This window comes from Paenibacillus assamensis DSM 18201 (genome assembly GCF_000422445.1).
Classification (GTDB): Bacteria; Bacillota; Bacilli; order Paenibacillales; family Paenibacillaceae; genus Paenibacillus_B; species Paenibacillus_B assamensis.
The window spans coordinates 16,017-41,316 of the sequence record NZ_AULU01000026.1 but is presented as its reverse complement, the minus strand read 5'-3'; the positions used below and the strand labels follow the sequence as shown (position 1 = coordinate 41,316).

The following is a 25,300-nucleotide window of genomic DNA, read 5'->3' as shown; positions in this document are numbered from 1 at the left end:
AGCCGTTACCTCACCAACTAGCTAATGCGCCGCAGGCCCATCTGTAAGTGACAGATTGCTCCGTCTTTCTCTTCTCCCTCAGGTGAGGAAAAAGCCTATCCGGTATTAGCTACCGTTTCCGGTAGTTATCCCAGTCTTACAGGCAGGTTGCCTACGTGTTACTCCCCCGTCCGCCGCTAGGCATCAGGAGTGCAAGCACTCCATCAACCCCGCTCGACTTGCATGTATTAGGCACGCCGCCAGCGTTCGTCCTGAGCCAGGATCAAACTCTCCATAAAAGTGTTTGACTTGCTCATTTGTATTGCTGACGAGAATTAATTCTCATTGCTTTGTCATTTGTTCAGTTTTCAAGGAACTTGTAAACATCCAACATTTTGTGTCGAACATTTATATATGTTATCAGAAACGATATTTAATGTCAACTCTTTTTCTCGACGTTTTTCAACAACCTTATTTGTGTAACTCGTTATTGGTGTTGCGCCGTCGAACTGACAAGAACTAATTTACCACGAATACATTCTCGTTGCAACTAATAAAATATTCCATTTTGTTTATTTGATATCCAAACTCTCTAATATAAATAGAGACCGCCTACCACTTCTTTCGAAGGGTAGAACAGTCTCCATTTATAAATTTTGAATCTACTATTTAAGTACGATTACTGCATCTAATAGAGAAGCGCTGTCTTGGCACTTCACAACTAGTTCTTTACTTTCTTCATTCCAGAACCAGCCTTTAGTAGTTTGATTCAATGCTTCCTCGGACAATTGCTCACCTGCGCCTTGCACTTGTGCAGGAGCTTCTGCAAGACCAATTACACGAACGTTCATATGAGAACGCTTCGCATCATAGCCTTGATGCTTATAATTCATTAAGATGCGAACGCTATCTGCGCCTTGTTCAACTTCAGTGCTCACGATATTGTACGCGCCCTCTTCATATTTGTAAGTCAAACCGTCATCTTCATACCAGTTCAGGTTGAAGCTGCTCGCCTCACCTTTCAAGTATACGCATGCCGTTACGCTTGTATCTTCAATAGCTTCGTCAGCAAACTGACGCAAAGGCTCTTCCATACGAACGGAACCTGCACGTACATACAAAGGCATTTTCTCGATCGGTGCATGTGCATGAATATGACGCCCACCCTCTAGACGCTCACGAGTCCATTCGTCATACCACTCACCTTCTGGCAAGTAAACAGAACGCCATTCTGTGCTTGGACGATAGATAGGTGCTACAAGAACTGAGTCACCAACTAGGAACTGGTCGCACAAGTTGAACGTTTCTGGATCGTTTGGATATTCAAGCACAAGCGGTCTCATAATTGGAAGACCTGTTTGAGAAGCTTCATGGAACCAGTGATACAAGTAAGGCATCCAGCGATAACGAAGTGAAATATATTCACGTTGAATATTCTCATATTTATCACCAAAGGACCAAGGCTCTTGGCGAACCATATCGATCGCGGAATGGTTACGTGCAAACGGGAAGAATACGCCCATTTGCGTCCAACGAGTCAACAATTCTCCACTTGTATGGTGTGCGAATCCGCCGATATCTGGACCTGAGAATGGCACACCTGACATACCAAGGTTAAGTACCATTGGCATAGCCATGGACATATGCTCCCAGAAACTGCGGTTGTCACCTGTCCATACAGCTGCGTAACGCTGAATACCGCTGTAACCAGCACGAGTCAATACGAATGGACGCTTGCCATCTAGTTCTTTTTTCAACCCATCATACGTAGCTTGAGACATGTTCATGCCGTATAGGTTATGAATTTCACCATGCGTCTTACGATTGCCGTCGTTGCCATGGATAACTTCTGTATCCATTGTCTTCGTTTCGTTAAAGACTGCCGGCTCATTCATGTCATTCCAAATACCCTCGATACCAAGGTCTGTGTAGAAGCTTTGCTTCTCGCCCCACCAGTCGCGAACGCGCTCTTCTGTGAAGTCAGGGAATGCGCTCTCCTCTGGCCATACTTTACCGATGTATAGTTGACCTTCAGCATATTTACAGAAGTAGTTGTTATCGATTCCTTCCATATATGCTGGGTATTTAGCGTCACGCTTAACTCCTGGATCTACGATCGGAACGATGTGGAAGCCCATTTCTTTAAGCTCTGCCATCATACCTGCTGGATCTGGGTAGCGCTCTTCATCAAAGGTGAACACACGATAGCCTGTCATGTAATGAATATCAAGATGGATAACATCACACGGAATTTGCTTCTCACGGAAAGAGCGAGCTAGATTCATTACTTCTTCGCGGTTCATATAGCTATAGCGAGATTGGTGGTAGCCCAAGGACCATTTTGGCGGCAATGGCATACGACCTGTCATATCTGTATATTGACGGATAACTTCTTTTAAGTCCGGTCCTGCATATACGTACATATCCATATCGCCAGTGCGAGTTTGGATCATAAATGCATCTTCATGAACGCGCATATCGAATACGGTGCGACCTGGGTTATCAAGGAATACGCCATAAGCTTGACCTTGACGTAGCACAGCCATCATCGGGATGGACTGATACAACTCTTCCATTTCAGGCACGTGTGGCGCGTATACATCAGTATTCCACATCGTATAGCGCTCGCCACGTTTATCAAGGAAGCCTGTTTTTTCACCAAGACCGTATAGACGATCTTCGGACTCCATCGTAAGTTGAGCTGTGAAATCACCTTGATGCTCAGCATGACGAAGCAGACTGCGCATTGCAAATAGCTTACGGCCATTTTGCATCACGTCAAATGTTCCATTTTGACGATCGATATTCATCGTAAGTTCGCCATAAGTAACGAGTACCGTTGTTTCTGTAACACTATGTTTTAGTGGCTTTGCAGCAAGCGTGCCATCTTCTTGACGGTTGATCATTGCTGCAGATGTGCGCCAGTCTGGCTTGTTGCCGTAAAATACTTTCCACTGCATAACTTGCTCATTGATAGCTTTTACAGCTAGGTTAAATCTTTCTCCCCACAAAATGAGTGCTTCACCTTGTACTTCAACTCGTGTAATACGTCCTAGTGTAAGGCCGCTTTTCGCTTCTTGTTGACCTTTTGCATCTGGATGTATCGCTTCACTTGTATCCAACATGGTTGAGGCCTCCTTTCTCTCTATACCGAATCCATTCGTTTTTGTTAATGCGGTTAAATATAATATTATTTTTGCTGCTTACAATAATTGCGTGTATCTTAACTACCCGATCAGAGGTGCAGCCGAATGTTTGATATCTGTTCGTCATGATGACATCCGACTGCAAGCGATCATTGTCGTAACTTTTAAATCGGTAGTAATGTTCAATCGAGTACCGCCAGTTTTTTTTGCTAGACTGTTACTGGATCGTATTTGAGTTTCTTCTTATATGAAGAAATGAATTTATCCTTTGCTCGCCCCAGCCGTCAAACCTTCCACTAGGAAGCGTTGTAGGAACAAGAACAAGAGTGTAATCGGAACTGCGATCAAGACGGAACCTGCCGCGAACATTGTAAAGCTACTTGATGAGTTGTTCGCAACCATATCCCATAGCCCAACTGCGAGTGTCCAGTTCTCTTTTGTACGTAGTACCATTCTCGCAAAGATAAAGTCCACCCAAGAACCAGCAAATGTCGTAAGTGCTACATATGTGATCATTGGCTTCGACAATGGAAGCATGATTTTTGTGAAAATGGTAAAGTGAGAAGCCCCATCGATACGTGCAGCCTCTTCCAAGCTTTTCGGAATTGTATCGAAGAACCCTTTTACAAGGAATGCACCTAATGGCGCACCCGCCGAATAAACCAAAATTAGAGCCCAATGTGAATCTAACAAATCAAGTTGAAGAAGCAAAATGTAAACCGCGATCATAGCCATGAAGCCAGGGAACATGCCCAATACAAGAATCGTGGACATCAATGTCTTACGCCCGCGGAAACGGAAACGAGACAACGCATATGCTGTACAAATGACAAGTACCAAAGCAATTAACGTATTAAATACCGCTATCTTTAACGTATTCATGTACCATTGGCCGTACATGTATTGACTAGATGTAAATAAGTTAATGTAGTGCTCAAACGTCGGATTCGACGGAATCAATGTATCACTATAGATGGACGTACCAGGTCGAATGGAAGACATGAGTATCCACAACGTCGGATAAAATACCGTAAGAGCTATTAGTCCTAGCAAAATGTAGCTTAATGTTAGGCGAATAATAGACGTTTTCTTTTTACCAATCATTGGATCATATCCTCCTCTCGGAACGAACGTGTACGTCTGTAATTCCAAATCGATAGAGATGCGACGATAATAAAGATAATAATACCGATTGCAGCAGCCATGCTATACTTGTGATTATCAAGTGTCAGCTTATAGAGCCATGTAACGAGCAAATCTGTACTTCCCGCATACTGATAGTCACCATTTGCCGGATTACCACCAGTCATCAAGAAGATAACGTTAAAGTTGTTGATGTTACCTGCGAATTGCATAATGAGAATCGGTGCTGTTGAGTACAATACCATTGGCATTGTTATCGCACGGAACTTCTGCCAAGCGCTAGCTCCGTCAACATCAGCCGCTTCATAAAGGTCTTTCGGAATCGTCGTCAATACGCCTAGAACTAGCACCATGGATACCGGAATACCTACCCATGTATTAACCATAAGTACCGTTACTTTTGCCCAGAATGGATCAGACAGCCACGGCACCTTGCCAAGGCCGAAGTAGGACAAGTATTGATTAATCGGTCCGAACTCACCATTAAACATGTTACGCATAATTAAGAACGATACCATTTGTGGGATCGCATATGGAATGATGAAGATTGTACGCCACATTGTTTTGAATTTAATGCCTGCTTGCTGAATAAGAAGTGCAACAAGAATACCGCCGAAATAACAACTTACCGTCGCGATAATCGCCCAAATAATTGTCCACGTAAGAACACCGTAGAAAGTTTCACTCCACGTACCAAGTGTCAACAAGTCAGTGAAGTTCTTGAAGCCCACCCAGTCGACAAGATTTGCAGGTGGAATGTGCTTAGGTGCAGAGTAGTTCGTAAATGCCAACATAATCATAAAGACGATTGGCATGATCGTGAAGAACAACACACCTGTAGCCGGTAAAGCAAGTAGCAGCTGTGCGAATTTGTTCTCCCCAACATACTGCAAGCTTTGAATGAAATTGTTTTCTTGATCGCCACGTTCGATCGTTTGTCTAACACGATATGCATCGCGTACTACGGCAACAAACATCCATATAAACAATAAGAAGACAATTATCGTAATTAGACCTTCGATAATCAAGAAGATAGAATGATCTCCTTGTACCATTTGATACATTTTCCCAACTTTAACTCTTCCAGTAGGTGTTTCTCCTAGCGTAACTATCCCCCACACTGCTTGTGGCAATGCCGGAATCAGATACAACAACATCATTATCTCTGTAGCGAGCAGCAGCGCGCCTTTCACAAACTGGCGATTATAAAATTGCCCTAAGCCCCACACTATTGCGGACATAACAGCCGCTTGTGTAGCCTTGCTGGCTGGTGCTTGCTTCATTGTAGTATCCATTAGGCGTCTCTCCTTTCCTATATGCCCCTCTGCACAAACCGATCATGTTTATGAGGAGAGGGAAAAGCCCAGAGAAACCTGTTCTGTTCTCCGGGCTTCCCTTCTATTATTGACCGATAGCGTCTGTGATTTGCTTAGTAGCACCGTCGAGAGCCTGCTTCGGATCTTTACCTTTATTCAATACATCACTGAATGCCGCTGCCATCGGGCTCCATACACTGTTCATTTCAGGAATAGCTGGCATCAAGTAAGAGTTTTTGAACTGTTCCAAAATTGCAGATGTAATCGGGTCATTTGCTACTTTAGAATCAGTTGCTGCTTCGTTATTAGCTGGTACCGTACCCGTCATTTCGAACTCTTTCAATTGTGCTTCTTTTGTAGATGCGAATTGAGCATATAACTTAGCTGCGTTCGGGTATTTCGTGTAAGCATTTACATACCAAGATTTCACACCAGAGAACGACTTAGATGGCTTGCCTTGAATGGATGGGATTGGTGCAGCACCAAAGTCCATACCGGATTTTTTCAAGTCACCGATTACCCAAGGACCATCAACGCTCATTGCCAATTGTCCGTTTGTGAACAATCCTTTTTTGATATCGAACGTGACATCAGATGTTTTCAAAGGCAATACTTGTTTAACAAAGTCTTGTTGGAACTTCAAACCACTTACAGCACCTTCGTTGTTCAGACCAAGATCAGTAGCGTCTGTATCGTTTTGACCGAAGATATATCCTCCAGTTGATGCGATCCAGAAGAAGTCGAAGTAGAAGTTACCCATTTCCCACATAAACGTGTATTGTTTCTTTGCAGGATCATTCATCGTCTTAGAAAGCTCAATTACTTCTTCCATTGTTTTAGGAGCACCGTCTGGTAGAAGCTTTTTGTTATAGAACATTAAGTATGTTTCAATCGAACGCGGATAACCGTAAAGAATTCCATCATAAGATGAAGCGTTTACAGACAGTTCCGAGTTGTTTTTGCGTGTTTCTTCTTCATGGAAATCATTTGGCATAATAAGACCCGCGGTAACTACACGACCCAAGTTATCATGTGGGAACATAAGAACGTCCGCACCGATACCTGCAGGACCATCAGTCGTCAATTTGTTCGCTGTATCTCCACCGGATACTTCTTCGAACTTAACAGGAATACCATATTTGTCAGTGAACTCTTTGTTGATTGCTTCAACGAATGGTCGAGCTTCTTTACTCTCCCAAACTACCAAGCTTGCACCCTCTTCAGGCTTCAATTCACCAGTCTCCGTAGTAGCCGTCTCCGTAGTTGGCTGAGTAGGAGCTGGTGTAGATGACTTGCCCCCCAAAGAACATGCCGACAAAGTAAATACCATCATTGCAGATAACAACAGAGAAACCCATTTCTTTTTCATGTGTAGAAACTCCCTTCGTTCTGTATGCTGTGGTTATTATTTCTGGCTTCCCTTCCAACGTATGTAGTGAAGGAGTAAGCCCCTTGCTTGAAGAGGGCGTTCAACTTGTCCTCTTGCGAGCTCGTTCGTAAAACGTGCGGTACGGTCGTTCTTTGGTCTTCGCAGCTTGTGCACCACGACTATAACTCAAATTTGAGTTACCGGTATCTTGTCAGCCGGATATGATTTGTACATAGCCTACATATACTTAGACTATGCATGCTGTGCGTAAGATTACCGCTAAATGAATTCATCTAGGAGCAAACCGCCCTGAAGATTCCCTCTCCGATTAGTAATGTTTCTTTACTACACGAGATTTTTTACCGGAAAATCAATTTTATGCAAACCTTTGCACAATGTTTTTTAAAAATAACCGCCTTTAATTAAAAGAGATTGTAAGCGGTTACTGTGTAATTAGTATACATCGGATTTTTTTTCTTGTAAATCGTTTGCATAAACTTTTTTTTTGACTATACTTGATGTTGAATATTTAAAAACTCTTTAACGAGGAACCTCCAACAGGTATACTCAGAACATATTGCTTCGAAATGAGGATCCAACCTATGGCTATTACTATTGTAGATGTAGCACTTAAGGCCGGCGTTTCACCCTCTACCGTATCTCGCGTCATTTCTAACGACTCGCGAATCAGTCAGAAGACAAGTAAAAAAGTTAGAAAAATTATGGAGGAGCTAGGCTATCATCCAAATATGATGGCTAAAAGCCTTGTAACAAAAACAACTCATAATCTTGGTATCATTTTGCCTCGCCCTGCGGAAGAGCTGTTCCGTAACCAATTCTTCTCGGAAATTATTCGTGGTATCGTGACGAAAGCTGCTTCAAGCGGCTACGATGTGTTGATGACTACCGGTATTAATGCTGATGAAGAAGAAGCCGCAGTTCGTCGCCTTGTACAAGGACGTGTGGTTGACGGTATCATCATGCTGTCTTCTCGCCAAGATGAGCACATCATCTCTTTTCTTAAAGATAGAAAGTTCCCATTCGTGCTTGTTGGCCGTAGTGAGCATCACGCTGATATTATCTCCATCGATAATGATAATGTGGCTGCAGCTTATGACGTTACCAAGAAACTGCTAGAGCAAGGTCATGAACGAATTGCATTTATGAGTGGACCTGCAAACTTGACGGTATCGAAAGACCGTTTTAGTGGATATCATAAGGCACTGCTCGAAGCAGGGCTACCACTTAGGAATGAGTACATTTGTGAGGCTGGCTTCACTGCTGAATCTGCCTCCCAAGCAGCGATGGATTTAATGAATTTGAACAATCGTCCGACTGCCATTATTACGATCGACGATGTTGTAGCATTCGGTGTCATTCGTACATTATGGAATAACGGAATGTTAGTTCCTGAGCAATGCAGTGTTATTGGCTTTAACAATACGATTATGTCGGAAATGTGCCTCCCCCCTATTGCTAGTGTAGATATCGGCATCTATCAGATGGGAATGTCGGCTGCACATACGCTCATTTCAACGGTAAAAGGCGAAGGATACGGCCAAGCACGCATTATCGTTCCGCATCAGTTAATTTGGCGTGAGTCCGTCTCGGTGCCAGATGCATCAAATGTGAAGACAAGCGGTTAAAACGGTTAAGGATTGGATCGCGACAATTCCTTTACTCTTTACAGTTAATCTTTGTTGTACCACACATACGTATGCCAGAAATCAGTTATACATGAATATTACTTTGGCATGAATAAAGGCCCTATGGCTGCATTATCTGATGCAGCCATAGGGCCTTTAGCATTATTGACCTAGCGCTTCGTTTAACAATTTAATGAGCTCATTTTCGTCGGTGATGACAGGGATACCAAGCTGTTCTGCCTTAGCAAGTTTGCTTCCTGCTTTCTCCCCTGCAATGACGAGATCGGTCTTCTTCGAGACACTGCCCGTAACCTTCGCACCGCATGCCTCCAGCTTCGCGGTAGCATCATCACGCGTGAGCTGATGAAGGGTACCCGTAAGAACGACCGTCTTGCCATAGAAGAAGGAGTCGGTGCTGATGGCTACCTTCTCTTCTTCTGCTGCAACTTGTGGTGTCACTCCATAAGCAAGCATTCGTTCGATGCTGCTGCGCTGCAAAGGATCTCGGAAAAATCCTGCGATGCTGTCAGCAACGATGGAACCAACGTCTGGCAAGTTAACAAGTTCCTCTGGCATCGCTTCCATGATCGCTTCAAGGCTGCGATAATGATCGGCCAGTACGCGTGTGGTTGTCTTGCCTGTATTAGGGATGCCAAGTGCGTTCAGGAACGCTGCCAATTCTCTCCCCTTACTCGCTTCAAATGCCTGTAGCAAGTTATTTGCCTTTTTCTCTCCAAAACGGTTCAATCCAACCAGCTGTTCAAAAGTAAGGCCAAATAAATCGGCTGGATCACGTACTTCAAGCTCATCATACAATTGCTCAGCCGTCTTCTCACTAAAAGTCTCAATATCCATTGCATCCCGGGATGCAAAGTGAGATAGTCGAGCTACGATTTGTGGCTTACAGCCGAGCTTGTTGTTGCAAAATAGATGAGCTCCACGCAGCTCTAATTGTGAATCACACGCAGGACAAGTAGTAGGGAATACGATTTCTTCCCCATCCGGCTCGTCTGGCACTTTACCTAATATTTCAGGGATAACGTCATTTGAACGACGAATAAACACACGGGAACCGAGTGCATGTTTCAAGTTCTTGCGCTCAATGTCACCCATATTGTTAAGGGTACAGTTCTGTACGGTTACTCCGGCAAGTTCAACCGCGTCTACACGCGCAAGCGGCGTTACCTTCCCGGTACGGCCTACATTCCAACTAACCGATTCCAATATGGTAGACGTTTCTTCTGCTTCGAACTTGAAAGCTACGGCCCAGCGCGGGAACTTATCTGTGTAGCCAAGCACTTCACGTGTACGCATGTCTGTAAGTTTAACAACTGCCCCATCTATTAAAAAATCCAAGCTTGCTCTGCGCTCTTGAATGCGCATCAGTTCGGCTTTGAGCTCGTCCATGCTAGCAAAATATTCAGCGTATGGATTAACTTTGAACTTATTGTCTCGTAAAAATTGCAACATTTCCTTATGATCAGCAAATATTTTACTTTCCGCGTAGCCAATGTTGTAAAAGAAAGCAGATAGCTTTCGCGACGCTGTCACCTGCGGGTTCAAGTTGCGCAAAGCGCCTGCAGCAGCATTCCGAGCATTTTTCAGTGGTTCAGCTGCTGTCTCATTGTATGCTTGCAGGACAGACAAGTTCATGATGCCCTCGCCCTGCACTTCAATCGTACCGTCCTTATACGGGATCGTTAACGGCACGGATTGAATGGTTTTCACTTGCGGCAGGATCGACTCACCCATTACACCATTGCCTCGGGTAGAAGCTTGGACCAGTTGTCCGTCCGTATACGTCAAGTTAAGCGTCAATCCATCGAACTTCAGCTCAACGACAAACGATGGATCAGGAAGCTGCTTATCAGGATTTTTCGTATTGTAATCCGTGATCAAACGAAGTACGCGTTGATGCCACGCCTCTAAGCTGTCCATATCCTGCGCTTTGTCTAGACTCCAAAGTCTCGCAAGATGGCGATGCGGTTCGAAGCCGCTTAACGTCTCGCCGCCAACCCGCTGCGTAGGAGAATCGGGTAGAACGCTCCCTGATTCCTGTTCCAATGCAACCAGCTCATCATAAAGCTTGTCATATTCTTTGTCGCTGACGATTGGGTTGTCCAATGTGTAGTAGTGATAGTTGTATTGATTTAATTCCGCAATCAGTTGCTCCAATCGCGTGTGCGCAAGTTCAGACTGCTGCTGGGCTTGTCGCCTCTCGTCCATCTGGGCATGCCCCTCTCATTAAACTTCATTGGGTTAAGCATTTATTAGGTTAAAACAAAAGCATTCCGCCCTATTTTGTGCAGAGCAGATCATGTTTCCGATCGCTGTTGTAGTCGAATTCTTTGATTTGGATTCAAAGGATAGAATTCGACTACAAAGGCGACCACTTCGTTTCTTCAACACGATTCTGCTCTCTTTTATTTGGCTATGAAATGATCATTTAAGGTTAACGTCAAGATAAAATTCAAGGTCAAATACGAGCAAACTCAAACTCAAATTTAACACACGACTAATTAAATTGAACTTCGGCTTTCACCGTTCCTATAAAAAGCTTTATCGTTTGCTAGAACCTTAAATACTTACACCTTCGTTACTGGCGCAAATGCTGCCAACAAACGTTTAAGCCCTACTGGTGCTGGAAAGGCAATTTGCAGCTCCGTATCGGCGCCCGTCCCTTTTACAGATACGATGACGCCTGTTCCCCACTTCGCATGAGATACTTTGTCACCTGCTACGTATGAGGCATTGCCACCGCCTGTTTCACGTGCTTTATCGAGTGGAGATGTTACCTTCACTTGCGGCGCACTTGGACGAGCTCCTTGTCCCGCTCCCATTGAACCGGTTTGGTTCGCTCCACCTGAACCAAAGCCACCAGATCGTGACTGACCTGGCGCAATACCTCCTCCAGCTCCATAGCCAACCGTACCGGACTGTGATCCACTGTAACCTAATCCACGCCCTCCGTAAGCAGAAGCAGATCCCTGACGGCCATAACGGTCATATTGGCCATAGCGGCTTCCTGAAGGTGAAACGTCCTCTTTTAAATGCTCCGGTATTTCATCTAAGAAACGAGATGGCTTATTCGCATTTGTACGCCCAAACAACGTTCGTGTGCGCGCGCAGGTCATAAATAACTGCTTCTCCGCACGTGTAATGCCTACATACGCGAGACGTCGCTCTTCCTCCAGCTCATTTTCATCCGTAAACGTGCGGCTGTGCGGGAATACCCCTTCCTCCATACCAATAATAAATACAACTGGGAACTCCAAGCCCTTCGCACTGTGCATGGTCATTAAAATGACAGCATCTTGTGGTTCGTTCTCATCTGCTTTGTCTCCAAGCGTATCGATATCTGCAATTAAAGCAAGATCCGTTAAGAAGGAAACGAGCGACTTATCATCATTACGTTTCTCGAATTCTTGCGTAACAGATAAGAACTCATCAATATTCTCTAGTCTTGCCTTAGATTCCAATGTATTTTCACGTTGAAGCTCAAGCTTGTACTCGGACAATTCAAGCAACTTCTCTGTTAATTCGGTAACAGACAAGTACTCCAACATGCGGTGCAAGCTATCAATCATAGCATGGAATTCACGCAGCGCGTTCTTGGTTTTTGGTGCAATATCCAGCATATCCATATCTGTAATGACTTGCATCATGGAAACGCCTCGTGATGTAGCTGCTTCAGAAATCTTAGCCAATGTTGTCGCACCTATACCACGTTTCGGCACATTAATGATACGATCCAAATCAATATCGCTATCTGGATTCGAAACTAATTTTAAATATGCAAGCAAATCTTTAATCTCTTTACGGTCGTAGAACTTAATGCCGCCGACAATTTGATACGGAATATCCGACTTGATTAAAATTTCCTCGATTACACGCGACTGTGCATTTGTGCGATATAAAATGGCGTGATTGTCGTAGGACATACCACTCATCTGATTTTTCTTGATCTCAGCCGTAACAAAATAACCTTCATCATGCTCTGTATCTGCTTGATAAAGCTTGATTAGATTACCTTCGCCGCTGTCCGTCCACAGCTTCTTCGGCTTACGTCCTGTATTCAGCTTAATGACTTCATTCGCTGCATTCAAAATATTCGCCGTAGAACGATAGTTCTGTTCCAATAGAATAGCCGTTGCGCTTGGATAATCCTCTTCAAAATTCAAAATGTTCGTAATATCCGCACCACGCCATCCATAAATGGACTGATCGCTATCACCAACGACACATATATTTTGATGCTGATCTGCCAGCATGCGGCACAGCATATACTGAGCACGGTTCGTATCTTGATACTCATCGACATGGATGTACTTGAACTTCTTCTGATAATAATCGAGCACTTCTGGCACTTCACGGAATAGATCTGTTGTCTTCATGATTAGATCATCGAAGTCCAACGCATTGTTAGCTTTAAGTCGCTTCTGATAAGCCTTATAAACTTTCGCTACAATGCCTTCGAAATAATCCCTTGCTTTCTGCTCGAATCTACCTGGACCGATAAGTTCATTTTTAGCGGAACTCATAACAGCTTGTACAGCCTTCGGGTCAAACTGCTTCGTGTCTATATTCAAATCCTTCATACAACCACGGATAACCGAAAGCTGATCAGAAGAATCAAGAATCGTGAAGTTGGATGTAAATCCAATACGTTCGATGTCTTTACGTAAAATGCGCACACACATCGAGTGGAACGTTGACACCCAAATATCGTGACCTTCTGGTCCGACTAACTTGGCTACACGCTCCTGCATCTCACGAGCTGCCTTATTCGTAAATGTAAGCGCCAATATACTCCATGGAGCCCCCTTACGTGTCGCAATTAAATATGCGATTCGGTGCGTCAACACACGAGTCTTACCTGAACCCGCTCCCGCCATAATAAGCAGTGGTCCTTCTGTTGTCTCAACAGCACGTGCCTGTTCCGGATTTAGCTTCTTGATTGCATCATGGATGTCCACACTTAATTGAGGGTTAGTTCGCTTATTATCATTTTCAGATGATTGTAAAAATTCAAACATAATGCCGTTGCTCCTTTCTATATAAATAGGTTGTCCTGTTTAGCCTGATTATCTCATGTATTATAGAAGAAAATTGAATACGTTGAGTTCTTCCGCAAACAGAGATAAGACTCTATTTACAGTCTGTAGTTATTCAATAGGTTCTCATAACCTAACTTACACTTTGTCCTCTTTAGCGATCTTCTTAACTGCGTTTACCGTAGCCAATGCTGCAGCCATATCTTCATAAATGATGTTCCCTACAACGACTACATCCGCAGACTCAGCAGCCTGCTGCGCTTGTTCTACCGTCTTTATACCGCCACCGTAAATAACAAATGCCTGACTCACTGCTGATTGAATGGCTTTCACTGTATCCATATCTCCAAATGTACCGCTATACTCCACATAAACGAGCGGAAGCTGCATCAGCTTGTCCGCTACTTGTGCATAAGCGACAGCTTCTTTTTTTGATAGAGCTGCATTCGCTTCACTCACCTTTGCTGCTGTACAGTCTGGATTAAGTATTAAATACCCTTCAGGGATAAGAAGCTCCCAAGGCATCATATACCCGTACTGCTCAATCGCACGCTGATGCTGGCCAACCAACCAGTCTGGATTGGTCGTGTTAAGTACCATTGGAATCAAGTATGCATCGAATCCTGGGACGACAGCATCTAAGTCCGATACTTCCTGAACGGCTGGCAGCTCATAACGGCGAATACGCGCCATCAAGTCAACTGTATTGTCAAATGTTATTCCACTCGATCCGCCAACGATAATAGCATCTGTGCCTGAGAGACACACTTGCTCTAATTCGTCATCACTGATTTCCTTATCAGGGTCCAGCTTAAACACATGTCGCCATGATGGCAACTGTATATCATCAATTGCACTTCTATGTGCCGGTTGCTTTATCGAAGCATTCATGCTGTTACCTCCACTCTATCCTTACAGCCGATGTTAGAAAGTGGCCATACTTCACTACACGTTCAGCGCTGTTACGCCCAATAATGATAAGTCTAAGGGAGTCTGTAGGGGGTGTCAATGTGAGGCGGGAACATATGTATCTAAAATAATGACCCCTAATAATAGATCATCCAGGCATCTGATTTAAGAAAACAGAAAACAAAAATTGAATTTCTTACAGCAATATATATATTATGACTCGGAGCTTCTAAAACTCCAGATAGATTCAATTCGAAGAAATTGCCTTATCAAATAACTTAAATCGTTGAATCGTCGAAGCCAAGACAAATTGATATGAAAGATAAAAGAAATGTATGTTTAGGGGATGTATTCGTAGCTTTCCCAGAGCAAATAATAAATAAATGAGGGAGATATAGCTTGGCAGCTTCCCTCCCCCACATACAAATTGTTCTTAGTAATTTCGAGAATTATCGGTAACTGCCGTTAAAGCGTAATACTCTTGTGATCGACTCATTTACATATCTACCTAAAAACCAGATCACGCAAGTACTTTTTCTCTCTCTTTCTCTACTTTTTGAATCATTATTCGCTCCGGTTTATAGGATTCAACCGATTTAGTAGTGTAGAATGGTCTGTTTTGTGTTTCTATTAGAATTCTGGATATATACTCCCCTAGTAAACCTACAATAAAGAATAGACCCGCAAAACCAAACGATACAAATATCATCGTTGTAGTCCAGCCTTGAACAATAGATTCATTAAATAAGTAACTGTAGATCGTATATCCTCCCATTAGCATCGAAAAAGTAAAGAATAAAATAGATAAATAATGAGCTAGCTTTAATCCAGCATTGGAAAACGAGACTAAAACATCTATTGCCAAAGAGATATTTTCTCTATTAAGCTTCTTCTTATCCGCCGGAACAGATTTATCAGCTTCATAGTGAAGCACCGCTTTTGAATAACCTGTGTATTCATATAGAGCTTTTCTGTATCGCACTTTTTCTTTTAAGTTTAACATTGCATTTAAAGCTCTACGGCTTACAAGTCTGATGGATTCAGTAGATAAACTCATATCGAGATAAGACAACTTATTTAACAATTTATAAAACACTTTTGAGTGAAAAGAAGTTCTATCAGAAGACGCTGCAACTATATCATTATTTTCAGAAGTTGCATACTGATACAAAGTAGAGAAAATATCATCTGCATAATCAATTGTTGTCGATTCAATTTCGAATACAAAGTCGCCCATTGATTTATTTAAACCTGCCATCATTGCTTGCTCGACGCCATGCTTTCTGGATAAGTTAATTATTGTGCAGTCCCCTTTTAAACCTTTTATCCCCATTCTTGCTCTCTCAAGTGTCTTATCTTTACTACAATCATTAACTAACACTATTTCATAATCTTCAAATGTGTCAGAAATAGATTTATCTAAAAAACGAATAAAAGACTCAATTGTGCGCTCGCAATTGTGTAAATAAACTACTACCGAAATAAATACTTGTTCTTTCATAGAACATCCTCCAGATCATATATCGTGTTGAATTTACCTGAAAATACTGAAATATATGAAGGTTCTGTCGAAAATGATTTGATAATGGTTGGCCTAGAGTCATCTAACTCCGACGCACTAATTAATGCTTTAACAGCGAATAGAGACGACTTGTAATTGATTTCAATATCCGGTACTAAGAATTTTTTTGATAGTTGATACATCCGTTTCCAAGCAGATTCTGGTCGTGCACTACATACATTGCAATTTTGTAATATCTCAGAAGTACAACTTTTGTTGTGGGTTTGGCAGCTGAATGAAGGCAATTGATTATGAGACGACTCGTGCGGTGTGTGCCCTACCGATGTTAAAGAATGATTGCCTGTAAGCCCAAAAGGCATTACTGATAAGAAGGGTCCATCCATAATTGTGATTCCAACATCTTTTAAATTGCTGCTGACATCTGCAAGAATTACTTCGCAAATCTCATACTTCGTATTAAATAATTCATATCCAAATTTCTTATTCAGCTGATTTATACTTGAGTAGGTGGCATTTAACACTTTTGATGTTTTTATACACATATCGTTTTCAAATGTCATAACAAACTCAACATCATTTTTGGATACTTTATCTAATTTCATCGAAAATAAAAGATCAACATGCTTATATCCACTCAAACTCTCCATATACCAATCTCTTATCATTTTTGCATCATAGCTGTATTCCGCTGTTTCAAAAGTTGCCTCTACAGAACCTTTGTTAAAATATTTATTACTGTTTATCTCTTCAGCAGGTATGTTAATATATTCACAAAACTTAACGAACTGCTCAGCGTTTGTTAATGAATCATTTGCTGATATCGCATATACTTTTTTAAACTTATTATTAAGCGCAAATGAAAAGTCATTATTAAATCTATCATAATATTTAGCTGATTTTATCGCTGTAGATACACTACGTGGGTAGTGATACCCGTTATGCACTCGAGCTTGATTGATATAACTAGCCCTTTGTAACGCGCCAGAATCTATTTCAATTAGAGCAACATGCAGCCCCTTATCTGCAAGATGCTTCGCTGCAAACAATCCATAAATGCCCGCACCAAATATTACGTAATCATATTTTTTTACTTGCATGTTGGTACCCTCCGGCTTATTTCACATGTGTTCTATACTATTTTGGGTTTGTCTAAATATAAATTTACTGCATACATAATTTATCACGATAACAAGAATATTTACTAGACACTTAGCTATAAGGTCATTCATGACAACCATATCTATTAATACATACATCAAAGCAACATCAAGACCAAACGTTAGAGCTCTTGAGGTTAGAAACATGGATAATTCTTTCGATAACACAGCCGTAGTCCATTGCACTGATTTAAATACATATATCTTATTAGTGATAAATGCAAAAAGTATACTCAGTATATTGGCAATTATATTACTAATGATGTAATTGATACTCATCTCAACTAATAGCCAATAGCTAACAATGTTTATTAACGTCGTTAAAACTCCAAACACAATATAAAGAACAATATGTTTTTTCACTCAACACCTCTATGAGTACGTAAGAGCACCTTTCTATCTAACAATTTAGTAACGAGGCTTGCTAAACGGTTGTTTGAATCAAACCTATCATTATTAACAAAATGAATAAATTGATTAATAGCGTAGATTAAGTTATTACCCTCATCAAATGACCATTCCATTTTTTCAATCTGCTCATACTTATGACCATCTCGCTGAATCTTAAGTAATTCAACTGTAGGCTGCTTCATCATATCAAATTGAATAATACCATGACTTCCTATTAGTTTAATTGTTCTATTTTTACAAGTTGAAAGAAGATCACAATGCATGTTTACTGATAAATCGTCTATCTCCATAGTGATCTTTCCTACCGTGCAAAAACCATCATTGTTAGTAACTAAATCGATGAACTTCACTTCAATTTCATTATCGTAGCATTCCAGTATATATATAATTGCTGAAAGTAAATGGACTCCAACAACTTCATATACATGTTCATCTTTATAAAAAGCACCGAATTGTTCTATTCTAGCTTCTATTGCTTGCAACTTCCCGATCTCTGCTCGTAAGTTACGAACTTTATTAATCCCCTCTGAAAGGGTATATATATAATCTGTATACAGCACTTTATTGCTATTTCTAGCTATTTCAATTAATTCATCTACTTCTTTAGTTAGTATCGCTAAAGGTTTTTCACAGAAAACATGTTTTCCGTTTGTCAAGAACAGTTTGCAATAATAATAGTGTGTATGGACAGGTGTACAAATGAACACACATTCAATCTCAGGGTCATTAACAATATCATCAAGATTATCTGTAAACAATATATTGTCGCTATGATTACGGTCATATATTCTTTTTAATATAACACCATCATTTTCTTCTATATATTTTCTTATAATCTTTCCCCAATATCCATACCCAATCAATGCAACTTTGATCATGACGTACTCCTTTTTTTATCCTTCCGTAATTTGATAATCTCTTTCAAATAATTTATACTCAATTTAATTACTTTAACTTTAGAGTTAGGATCATCTTCCCACTTTACGGGTAACTCTTTGATTTGAATTCTTTCCCACTCGGCTCTAACTAAAAGCTCGGTACAATAAAACCATCCGTTATTATCACTGCTTTTTTCAATTAACTTATTTAAGGTATCCTTCTTAAAAAATTTAAATCCACACATAGCATCAGTAAACTTGACCCCTAATACCACTTTGAGTATGACATTTAAACCTCTTGAAGTAATACCTCTTAACACCTTTCTTCCTTCAACCTCTGAAGAACTAAGAAGTCTAGAACCATTCACAATATTAGTATTCTTCTCTTTTTCAAATAAATCGTAAACTTCTAAAATATGACGAAGGTCCGTTGATAGATCCACATCCATATATCCAATAATCTCATGCTCATTAACTTTAGCCGCTTCTCTCAAAGCAAGTCCGACGCCTCTTTGAGAAAGTTTAATATAATCAATAGCTCCATGTTTTTGAATTAATTCATTAGCAATCTGTTCGGTCTTATCAGTAGAACCATTATCCACAATTGTTAATTTATATTTACCGCTCAAGTTCATCTCTAAAAAGTCAATTGCAGTTTCTATTCCCTTTCGTATTCGTAACTCCTCATTTAATACGGGGATAATTATATTGATTTTCATTTTTTCCTCCTACATAATCCGCTATGTTTAAAAATGGCTTTAAAACTTATAATAATACTGTACTTGCCAATATTCAATTCAAGATTTGCCCCCCACAAGATATCCGTAACACTTTAAAACTGGAAGTTTATTCATTTTTGCATTTTAAATTCCCCATAATATTGATATAGATATGAACCCCATGCAAAAAAGAAAAGAACCTCTTACAGCCGTTTCCCATCGGAACTTGTAAAAGATTCTTTATCGCATTTTCACGGCCTCAATAAGCTATCTCTGTAAGAGATTTAATCATTGCAGCGATAAATGTTTCCGTCAACCAATTGTGCGACTATTATAACATGAAACTGTTTATACGCCACTATCTAGGAAAAATCAATTATTAGCATCTAGCATAGCTTTACTACTTTTCGAAATGGCCACTCGCTACTTAACAGTAAGCGCAGCTCTCATTAATATCTTTCATCATACGCTCTATTAACTATTACTATGATTTAAAGCCATACTGATCACACTATTTGTGACAGTCCTCTTGATATTTGCCAGACGAAATTCTCTCCAACCACTCTTTATTATCAAGATACCAACGTATCGTTTCTTTAATTCCCGTCTCGAAATTATGCTTTGGTTTCCATCCAAGCTTTGTTGTAATCTTGCTCGCATCAATACCATAGCGTCGATCATGGCCAAGACGGTCTTCCACATAGCGAATTAACGACTCTGGTTTGCCCAGTTCTTGCAAAATGAATTTTACAATTTGAATATTTGTACGTTCGTTGTTACCGCCTATGTTATAAATTTCGCCATTTGCCCCTTTATGAATAACTAAGTCTATCGCGCTGCAGTGATCTTCTACATATAACCAGTCACGGATGTTAAGGCCATCTCCATAGAGTGGAATCTCCTGATTTGCAAGCGCCTTCGTAATAACCAAGGGGATCAACTTTTCAGGAAAATGAAAAGGCCCGTAGTTGTTAGAACAGCGCGTAATATTTATGGGAAGATCAAATGTTTCGTAATAAGCACGTACTAACAAATCTCCCCCAGCCTTACTTGCCGAGTAGGGGCTATTTGGAGACAACGGTGTTTCTTCTGTAAACAGCCCCGTTTTGCCAAGAGAACCATACACTTCGTCTGTAGATACTTGCACGTATTTTCCTATCTTATATCTTTTAGATGCCTCCAGTAATACTTGTGTACCTTGAACATTCGTTTTCACAAAAATACCTGGATCGACAATCGAACGGTCAACATGTGACTCTGCTGCGAAATTAACAACAACATCAATACCATCCTGAAATAACTTCTCAATTGCTGACACATCCGTAATATCAGCCTTTACAAAAGTATAATTAGAATTCTCAAATACCGACTTCAGATTCCCTAGATTACCTGCATATGTTAACGCATCCACATTAGTAATTTGATAATTTGGATATTTATTTAGCATGAACCTGATAAAATTACTTCCGATAAAACCGGCGCCACCTGTAACAAGTAATCTCACACTTTCTCCCCCTACTCAAAGTTCACCTCTGCATCTTGTAACAATGGTAATTGCTCATCTTTTGCAGATAAAATCGGACTAGATATTGGCCAATTAATTCCTAACGCAGGATCATTCCAACGTATACCTCGTTCATATTCTTGTGAATAATATTCGTCCACCTTATAAAACACCTGCGTATTAGGAACTAACGTACAAAACCCATGAGCAAATCCCTTAGGTACAAGCAGTTGACGCTTGTTATATTCACTCAGAATAACACCTACTGATTGTCCAAAGGTAGGAGAACTTTTACGAATATCAACAATAACATCATAAATTGCCCCAGAAAGTACGCGTACGAGCTTAGTTTGGGCCTTAGGATTTAACTGATAATGCAATCCCCGAAGTACACCTGTTTCCACCGAGAGGGATTGATTGTCTTGAGCAAATTTATATTTAATACCTAGGTCATAGTATTTTTTTTCATTATAACTTTCCATAAAAAAGCCTCGCTTATCATCATGGACTACAGGTTCTATGAGATAAGAGCCAGCTAAAGCTAAATAGACAATCTTCATTGCTATGCCCACCTCGTTTAAGGTAAATATTTTACGCATTAAACATCTTGTTCAAGTGTATGCACGTGAAAAGCAAAAATGATAGTAATTCAGACGCATGGACATTTTTTCAAACTGCATATAAAACAGCCCGCACCTAAAAATACAGTGCGGGCTTACTTAGCTCACTTCATCTTACATATATTATTTCAAAAAGTTATATACAACACTCTTCAATCTAAAATAGCCATACCCATAGAAATATAATGATTAGCCACATCAACACACCTAAAAGTATGCCGTTCAACCATCCTCGTCCCGTTATACCATTTTCCCAAGAATCAGGCGCTTGCTTCATAAACGACCAACTCCCCTTCCTAAGAATCGTATTCTCAGTCTGGGGAGTTTTTTCCTCATTTTATACCTATCTTAATAAGCATTTTTATTTATGAATCCGTTCCAAATTGTCTTCCAAATAATCTTAATATCAAATAATAAAGACCAGTTTTCAATATAAAATATATCGTGTCTTATACGTTCCTCAATTGAGGTATCGCCACGAAGTCCGTTACTTTGAGCCCATCCTGTAATACCAGGTCTAACGTGATGTTTAACCATATATTTCGGAATTTCTTCCTTGAATTGTTCAACAAAATATGGGCGCTCTGGGCGTGGACCAACGACACTCATATGTCCAAATAAAACATTAAAAAACTGTGGAAGCTCATCTAGACTTGATTTTCGTAAAAAGCTACCAAACTTGGTCTTACGCGGATCATTTTCCGTTGTCCATTGAGTATCTGCAGTATGTACCGTATCCACTCGCATTGATCGGAATTTGTACATATTAAAGTTTCTACGATTCAATCCGACACGTTCTTGCTTGAAAATAATAGGCCCACGTGATGTTAGCTTTATCCCTAATGCAATGACAGCCATAACAGGTAGTGTCAAAACAATAGCAGCAACTGCAAACAAAATATCAAAACAGCGCTTAAATATGCGGTTGCTCATCATATCTAAAGGAATATCACGAACATTAATAAGCGGCATCCCAGCAAAATTATCAAAGTATGGTCTAGCAGGCAAATAATCAAAAAAGTCGGGAATAATAAGCGTACGTACTCCTGATTTTTCACATGTATTGATAAGTGTCGGAAACTTATGATGTACATCAAGCGGCAAGGCAATAATGACTTCGTCAATAAGCTGTTCATTTAAGATGTCTTCAAGCTCGTTTATGGTACCCAATATTGGTCTGAAGGCTTTCTGTTCATCCTCATCCCAAACAGCTCGATCATCAAGAAAACCAACCACTTCATACCCTAGTTCAGGCGAATAAGATAGATTAGAGTAGAATCGCTTTCCTAAAGAGCCTGCTCCAACAATAAGAATAAACTGTTTGTTATATCCCTTTTGACGAATCGTTCGTAGTGTTATCTTTACTGCATATCGATATATAATCATTAGAACCGTAGCTACCGTAACGAATATAGCCAAATATTCACGCGATATATGGACCTGCTTCACAAAGAATAACAAACCAAACAATACAAATAAACTAATGACTTGCGTTTGAATAATACGTACAAGTTGATCTGCAAAGCGCTTCTTACGATGTATTACATATAGAGAAGCAAGAAATCCAATGGATAAAAATATTAGTGCGTATACACCAGACCATAAAAGATAACTGCTATAAGGAAGAGCCGAGTCCCCTCCAAGCAATCCACTCTGAAACTTGAACCACCAAGCAATTCCAAATGATGATGCTATACATAGCAAATCGAAGATAATATACATGATGGTTAAAAATCTTTGGTTTTGGCGAATCATCTTGACATCAACCTTATTTAAATGATTTTTTTCAACCTTAAGTATAACGCATGCCCTTTGATTACCAAATAGTTATTTTTGAATACTTCACTTGGAACTCCAAATCATGCAGTCATTTGAAATATATGACACTTTATAATATCCATACGTAATTAGAGTGTCTTTTGTTGCGTCCACTTTTCATTTTAATGTTAAGTCTCATATCCCTAACTTAAAAATACATACACATGTGGGTTAATTCTACTTTAAAACTTCAATTGCTACATAGCTCTAAAAACCTGCGTCCTCACCTTTTCGAGCATATATGTTTCCTTCACAAATTAATTTATCTGCTGTATTACACTTACTGAAATCTAAAAAAATAGAGCTATTCCAAAGGTGATCTTACAACCTTCTGGCATAGCTCTGTGATATTAAACAAGTACCACATTATAATGTTAATACATAGTTACAAATGCAGTATCTCCGACTATTTTTATTTGCTCTTCACTGAATACATTCCAATCCTTCTTTTCCTCTCCACTATCCATCGATTCATCATAATCTACCAACAAATAATTCCCTTGAGTATAGTAGTTTATCAGTTTCGGTGCCGCGAAAGTCACTAAGCTCCTTGTATTATAGTCCCCATAGCATTTTATACCTTCATAGCACCAAGTCGGATTGTTATCATTCCTTACAGCAATTTTAGTCACTACTTGCGATGTTTCCTTTTCATACTTCTCTATGTAAGAATGGATCACTAAAGCAATTTCTCTATCTATTGCATTTGTCTTCAGTGTATCGCTAGCAAGTTTATTTATATTTACACTGTACAGAATAATGAAGAAAACAGCCAATAATTTTAATATACGCTCTAACTTAAACTTCAAGTCAACCCTGCTAATACATAACATAATTATCAACATGCCTGGTAAAGCTCCTAGTCCCATGATAGAACGGGGGACTATCCAAACAGTTGAGGTTATAACATGAGGTATTAAACTCATCACAATCAATGAAATAATAACCCCAAAATAGACCAATAGTGATATCGTTTTTCTAACGTTGAGAATAATTAAAATAATCACCAATGAAACAAGTATGAGCAAGTAAAGATGCTTTGGTAAGATATTGAAAGATGTAACAAACATATCGTCAATGCTATCACCGATAGTTTTAATATTTGCTATTATATTTACGCTTTCTCCCGTTCTTGCAGATACTCTTTCATAGATTAGTGGATGTATAATTTTCATGTAAATAAGATTAATTATGCTCGCTAATAAGTAAACCATAACGATTTTAAATGTGCTGAATAAAGACTGTCTTGTAATTTTACCTTGTGTACTTAAAAACAACAAAAGAAAACTAAGTGGTATGTACAGGGCGCCCCATCCTTGATAGAGTAATAAAGAAGACGATACCAACAGAACGCTCACAATAAAGTTTTGAATAGACAAATCCGCGCACAATCGTGCTGCGAGAACTAACAGAATTACAGCAATCGAAGTAAAGGGTAACATAAAGGAGAAATAATACATCTCCACAGCATATAAATTGAACACCACGAAATAACAACCTACTAGTAGTAGGAGTTTATTCTGAGTGATATCTTTACAAGTACGATATAATATGTAGACTGCTAATGCATGAATGAAAGTAGAGACTGCAGTCAACACAACTTGATTACTGATCAAATCGTAGTTCAGTTTCATAAATATAAATGTTAATATTGACATCAATGGACGCCCTAGAGTCGAACTCTGAATTATATGTTCATATAAATTTCCGTGTATAAAATATGAATCGTGACTAAAGTGAGGAACCATAAATAAACCATAAATAATAATAGAAAATAAAAAAACTCCAAATACAATATACTTACCTTTGTATTTATCCATTAATGTAAAATCCCCTTATTTGAATACTCAGATGCTAATATCGTCAGCAAATATATAGTCACATACTTCAATGGACTTTTAAATGGTAGCGATAATCACTCTTTTAACCCAAAATTTTTCATGTCATAAATATATTGTCGTCCTTGCACATGCTTGATCAAATCCATTGCTACAACAGCAGCAAATTGTTTACTTAACTTCTTACAGAAAACTTGAATTGCACTTCTTTACTACCATTCTCACGAATTCCTACGACCAAGTACATAACGCAGCTTTCTTATAAAGCGTG

17 protein-coding genes and 1 rRNA gene are annotated in these 25,300 nt (G+C 40.0%); 1 reads left to right on the top strand and 17 read right to left on the bottom strand.

The window, feature by feature from the left end:
• The 5 genes from H580_RS0113855 to H580_RS0113835 form a co-directional block, all read right to left on the bottom strand.
• Window positions 1-278 (bottom strand): 16S ribosomal RNA (locus H580_RS0113855); the annotation flags it as partial.
• Window positions 279-644: 366 nt separating this feature from the next.
• The gene (locus H580_RS0113850; protein ID WP_028595331.1) at window positions 645-3,104 is read right to left on the bottom strand and encodes a glycoside hydrolase family 31 protein; all 2,460 of its coding nucleotides are present in this window, start codon (window positions 3,102-3,104) and stop codon (window positions 645-647) included.
• Window positions 3,105-3,386: 282 nt separating this feature from the next.
• The gene (locus H580_RS0113845) at window positions 3,387-4,229 is read right to left on the bottom strand and encodes a sugar ABC transporter permease (protein ID WP_084509232.1); all 843 of its coding nucleotides are present in this window, start codon (window positions 4,227-4,229) and stop codon (window positions 3,387-3,389) included.
• Window positions 4,226-5,563: a carbohydrate ABC transporter permease gene (locus tag H580_RS0113840; RefSeq protein WP_245583567.1), complete on the bottom strand. Its 1,338-nt coding sequence runs from the start codon at window positions 5,561-5,563 to the stop codon at window positions 4,226-4,228. Before H580_RS0113840 ends, H580_RS0113845 begins: the two co-directional genes overlap by 4 nt.
• Window positions 5,564-5,669: 106 nt before the next feature.
• Entirely contained in the window at window positions 5,670-6,953 is a 1,284-nt protein-coding gene (locus tag H580_RS0113835; protein ID WP_028595328.1) for a sugar ABC transporter substrate-binding protein, read from the bottom strand.
• Between the two features lie 602 nt (window positions 6,954-7,555).
• Here H580_RS0113835 and H580_RS0113830 point away from each other — a divergent pair.
• Complete coding sequence (locus H580_RS0113830) at window positions 7,556-8,599, top strand: LacI family DNA-binding transcriptional regulator (RefSeq protein WP_028595327.1); 1,044 nt, start codon at window positions 7,556-7,558, stop codon at window positions 8,597-8,599.
• 162 nt (window positions 8,600-8,761) lie between these two features.
• Here H580_RS0113830 and ligA read toward each other — a convergent pair whose 3' ends face one another.
• The 12 genes from ligA to H580_RS0113765 form a co-directional block, all read right to left on the bottom strand.
• Window positions 8,762-10,825, bottom strand: a complete 2,064-nt coding sequence (gene ligA / locus H580_RS0113825; RefSeq protein ID WP_051217464.1) for an NAD-dependent DNA ligase LigA — start codon at window positions 10,823-10,825, stop codon at window positions 8,762-8,764.
• 359 nt (window positions 10,826-11,184) lie between these two features.
• On the bottom strand, window positions 11,185-13,635 hold the full coding sequence (gene pcrA / locus H580_RS0113820; RefSeq protein WP_028595325.1) for a DNA helicase PcrA: 2,451 nt from the start codon (window positions 13,633-13,635) through the stop codon (window positions 11,185-11,187).
• A gap of 156 nt (window positions 13,636-13,791) precedes the next feature.
• Window positions 13,792-14,544: a heptaprenylglyceryl phosphate synthase gene (pcrB, locus tag H580_RS0113815; RefSeq protein ID WP_051217463.1), complete on the bottom strand. Its 753-nt coding sequence runs from the start codon at window positions 14,542-14,544 to the stop codon at window positions 13,792-13,794.
• A gap of 538 nt (window positions 14,545-15,082) precedes the next feature.
• Window positions 15,083-16,063, bottom strand: coding sequence for a glycosyltransferase (locus H580_RS0113810; RefSeq protein WP_028595323.1), 981 nt, complete (start codon window positions 16,061-16,063; stop codon window positions 15,083-15,085).
• Window positions 16,060-17,181 carry an FAD-dependent oxidoreductase gene (locus tag H580_RS0113805; protein ID WP_028595322.1) on the bottom strand — a complete coding sequence of 374 codons (1,122 nt, stop codon included), beginning with the start codon at window positions 17,179-17,181 and terminating at the stop codon, window positions 16,060-16,062. Before H580_RS0113805 ends, H580_RS0113810 begins: the two co-directional genes overlap by 4 nt.
• 21 nt (window positions 17,182-17,202) lie before the next feature.
• The gene (locus tag H580_RS27020; RefSeq protein ID WP_425414130.1) at window positions 17,203-17,577 is read right to left on the bottom strand and encodes a GtrA family protein; all 375 of its coding nucleotides are present in this window, start codon (window positions 17,575-17,577) and stop codon (window positions 17,203-17,205) included.
• A gap of 23 nt (window positions 17,578-17,600) precedes the next feature.
• Window positions 17,601-18,530, bottom strand: a complete 930-nt coding sequence (locus H580_RS0113795; protein WP_028595320.1) for a Gfo/Idh/MocA family protein — start codon at window positions 18,528-18,530, stop codon at window positions 17,601-17,603.
• Complete coding sequence (locus H580_RS0113790) at window positions 18,527-19,249, bottom strand: glycosyltransferase (protein WP_028595319.1); 723 nt, start codon at window positions 19,247-19,249, stop codon at window positions 18,527-18,529. The genes H580_RS0113795 and H580_RS0113790 overlap by 4 nt, the downstream gene beginning before the upstream one ends.
• Before the next feature lie 511 nt (window positions 19,250-19,760).
• Window positions 19,761-20,753, bottom strand: coding sequence for a dTDP-glucose 4,6-dehydratase (rfbB, locus tag H580_RS0113785; protein ID WP_028595318.1), 993 nt, complete (start codon window positions 20,751-20,753; stop codon window positions 19,761-19,763).
• Between the two features lie 11 nt (window positions 20,754-20,764).
• Complete coding sequence (gene rfbC / locus H580_RS0113780; RefSeq protein WP_028595317.1) at window positions 20,765-21,313, bottom strand: dTDP-4-dehydrorhamnose 3,5-epimerase; 549 nt, start codon at window positions 21,311-21,313, stop codon at window positions 20,765-20,767.
• 408 nt (window positions 21,314-21,721) lie between these two features.
• Window positions 21,722-23,128 (bottom strand): undecaprenyl-phosphate glucose phosphotransferase, encoded by a 1,407-nt coding sequence (locus H580_RS0113770; protein WP_028595316.1) that lies wholly within the window; start codon window positions 23,126-23,128, stop codon window positions 21,722-21,724.
• 437 nt (window positions 23,129-23,565) lie between these two features.
• The gene (locus H580_RS0113765; protein WP_028595315.1) at window positions 23,566-25,011 is read right to left on the bottom strand and encodes a glucosyltransferase domain-containing protein; all 1,446 of its coding nucleotides are present in this window, start codon (window positions 25,009-25,011) and stop codon (window positions 23,566-23,568) included.
• Window positions 25,012-25,300: the final 289 nt, after the last annotated feature.

Bases quoted from the DNA above. Each gene is read 5' to 3' on its own strand.
- H580_RS0113765 (WP_028595315.1), bottom strand. From the start codon at position 25,011: ATGGATAAATACAAAGGTAAGTATATTGTATTTGGAGTTTTTTTATTT.
- pcrB (WP_051217463.1), bottom strand. From the start codon at position 14,544: ATGAATGCTTCGATAAAGCAACCGGCACATAGAAGTGCAATTGATGAT.
- rfbC (WP_028595317.1), bottom strand. From the start codon at position 21,313: ATGAAGATTGTCTATTTAGCTTTAGCTGGCTCTTATCTCATAGAACCT.
- H580_RS0113805 (WP_028595322.1), bottom strand. From the start codon at position 17,181: ATGCAAGTAAAAAAATATGATTACGTAATATTTGGTGCGGGCATTTAT.
- H580_RS0113835 (WP_028595328.1), bottom strand. From the start codon at position 6,953: ATGAAAAAGAAATGGGTTTCTCTGTTGTTATCTGCAATGATGGTATTT.
- pcrA (WP_028595325.1), bottom strand. From the start codon at position 13,635: ATGTTTGAATTTTTACAATCATCTGAAAATGATAATAAGCGAACTAAC.
- H580_RS0113840 (WP_245583567.1), bottom strand. From the start codon at position 5,563: ATGGATACTACAATGAAGCAAGCACCAGCCAGCAAGGCTACACAAGCG.
- ligA (WP_051217464.1), bottom strand. From the start codon at position 10,825: ATGGACGAGAGGCGACAAGCCCAGCAGCAGTCTGAACTTGCGCACACG.
- H580_RS0113810 (WP_028595323.1), bottom strand. From the start codon at position 16,063: ATGAAAGAACAAGTATTTATTTCGGTAGTAGTTTATTTACACAATTGC.
- H580_RS0113830 (WP_028595327.1), top strand. From the start codon at position 7,556: ATGGCTATTACTATTGTAGATGTAGCACTTAAGGCCGGCGTTTCACCC.
- H580_RS0113850 (WP_028595331.1), bottom strand. From the start codon at position 3,104: ATGTTGGATACAAGTGAAGCGATACATCCAGATGCAAAAGGTCAACAA.
- H580_RS0113845 (WP_084509232.1), bottom strand. From the start codon at position 4,229: ATGATTGGTAAAAAGAAAACGTCTATTATTCGCCTAACATTAAGCTAC.
- H580_RS0113795 (WP_028595320.1), bottom strand. From the start codon at position 18,530: ATGATCAAAGTTGCATTGATTGGGTATGGATATTGGGGAAAGATTATA.
- H580_RS0113790 (WP_028595319.1), bottom strand. From the start codon at position 19,249: ATGAAAATCAATATAATTATCCCCGTATTAAATGAGGAGTTACGAATA.
- H580_RS0113770 (WP_028595316.1), bottom strand. From the start codon at position 23,128: ATGATTCGCCAAAACCAAAGATTTTTAACCATCATGTATATTATCTTC.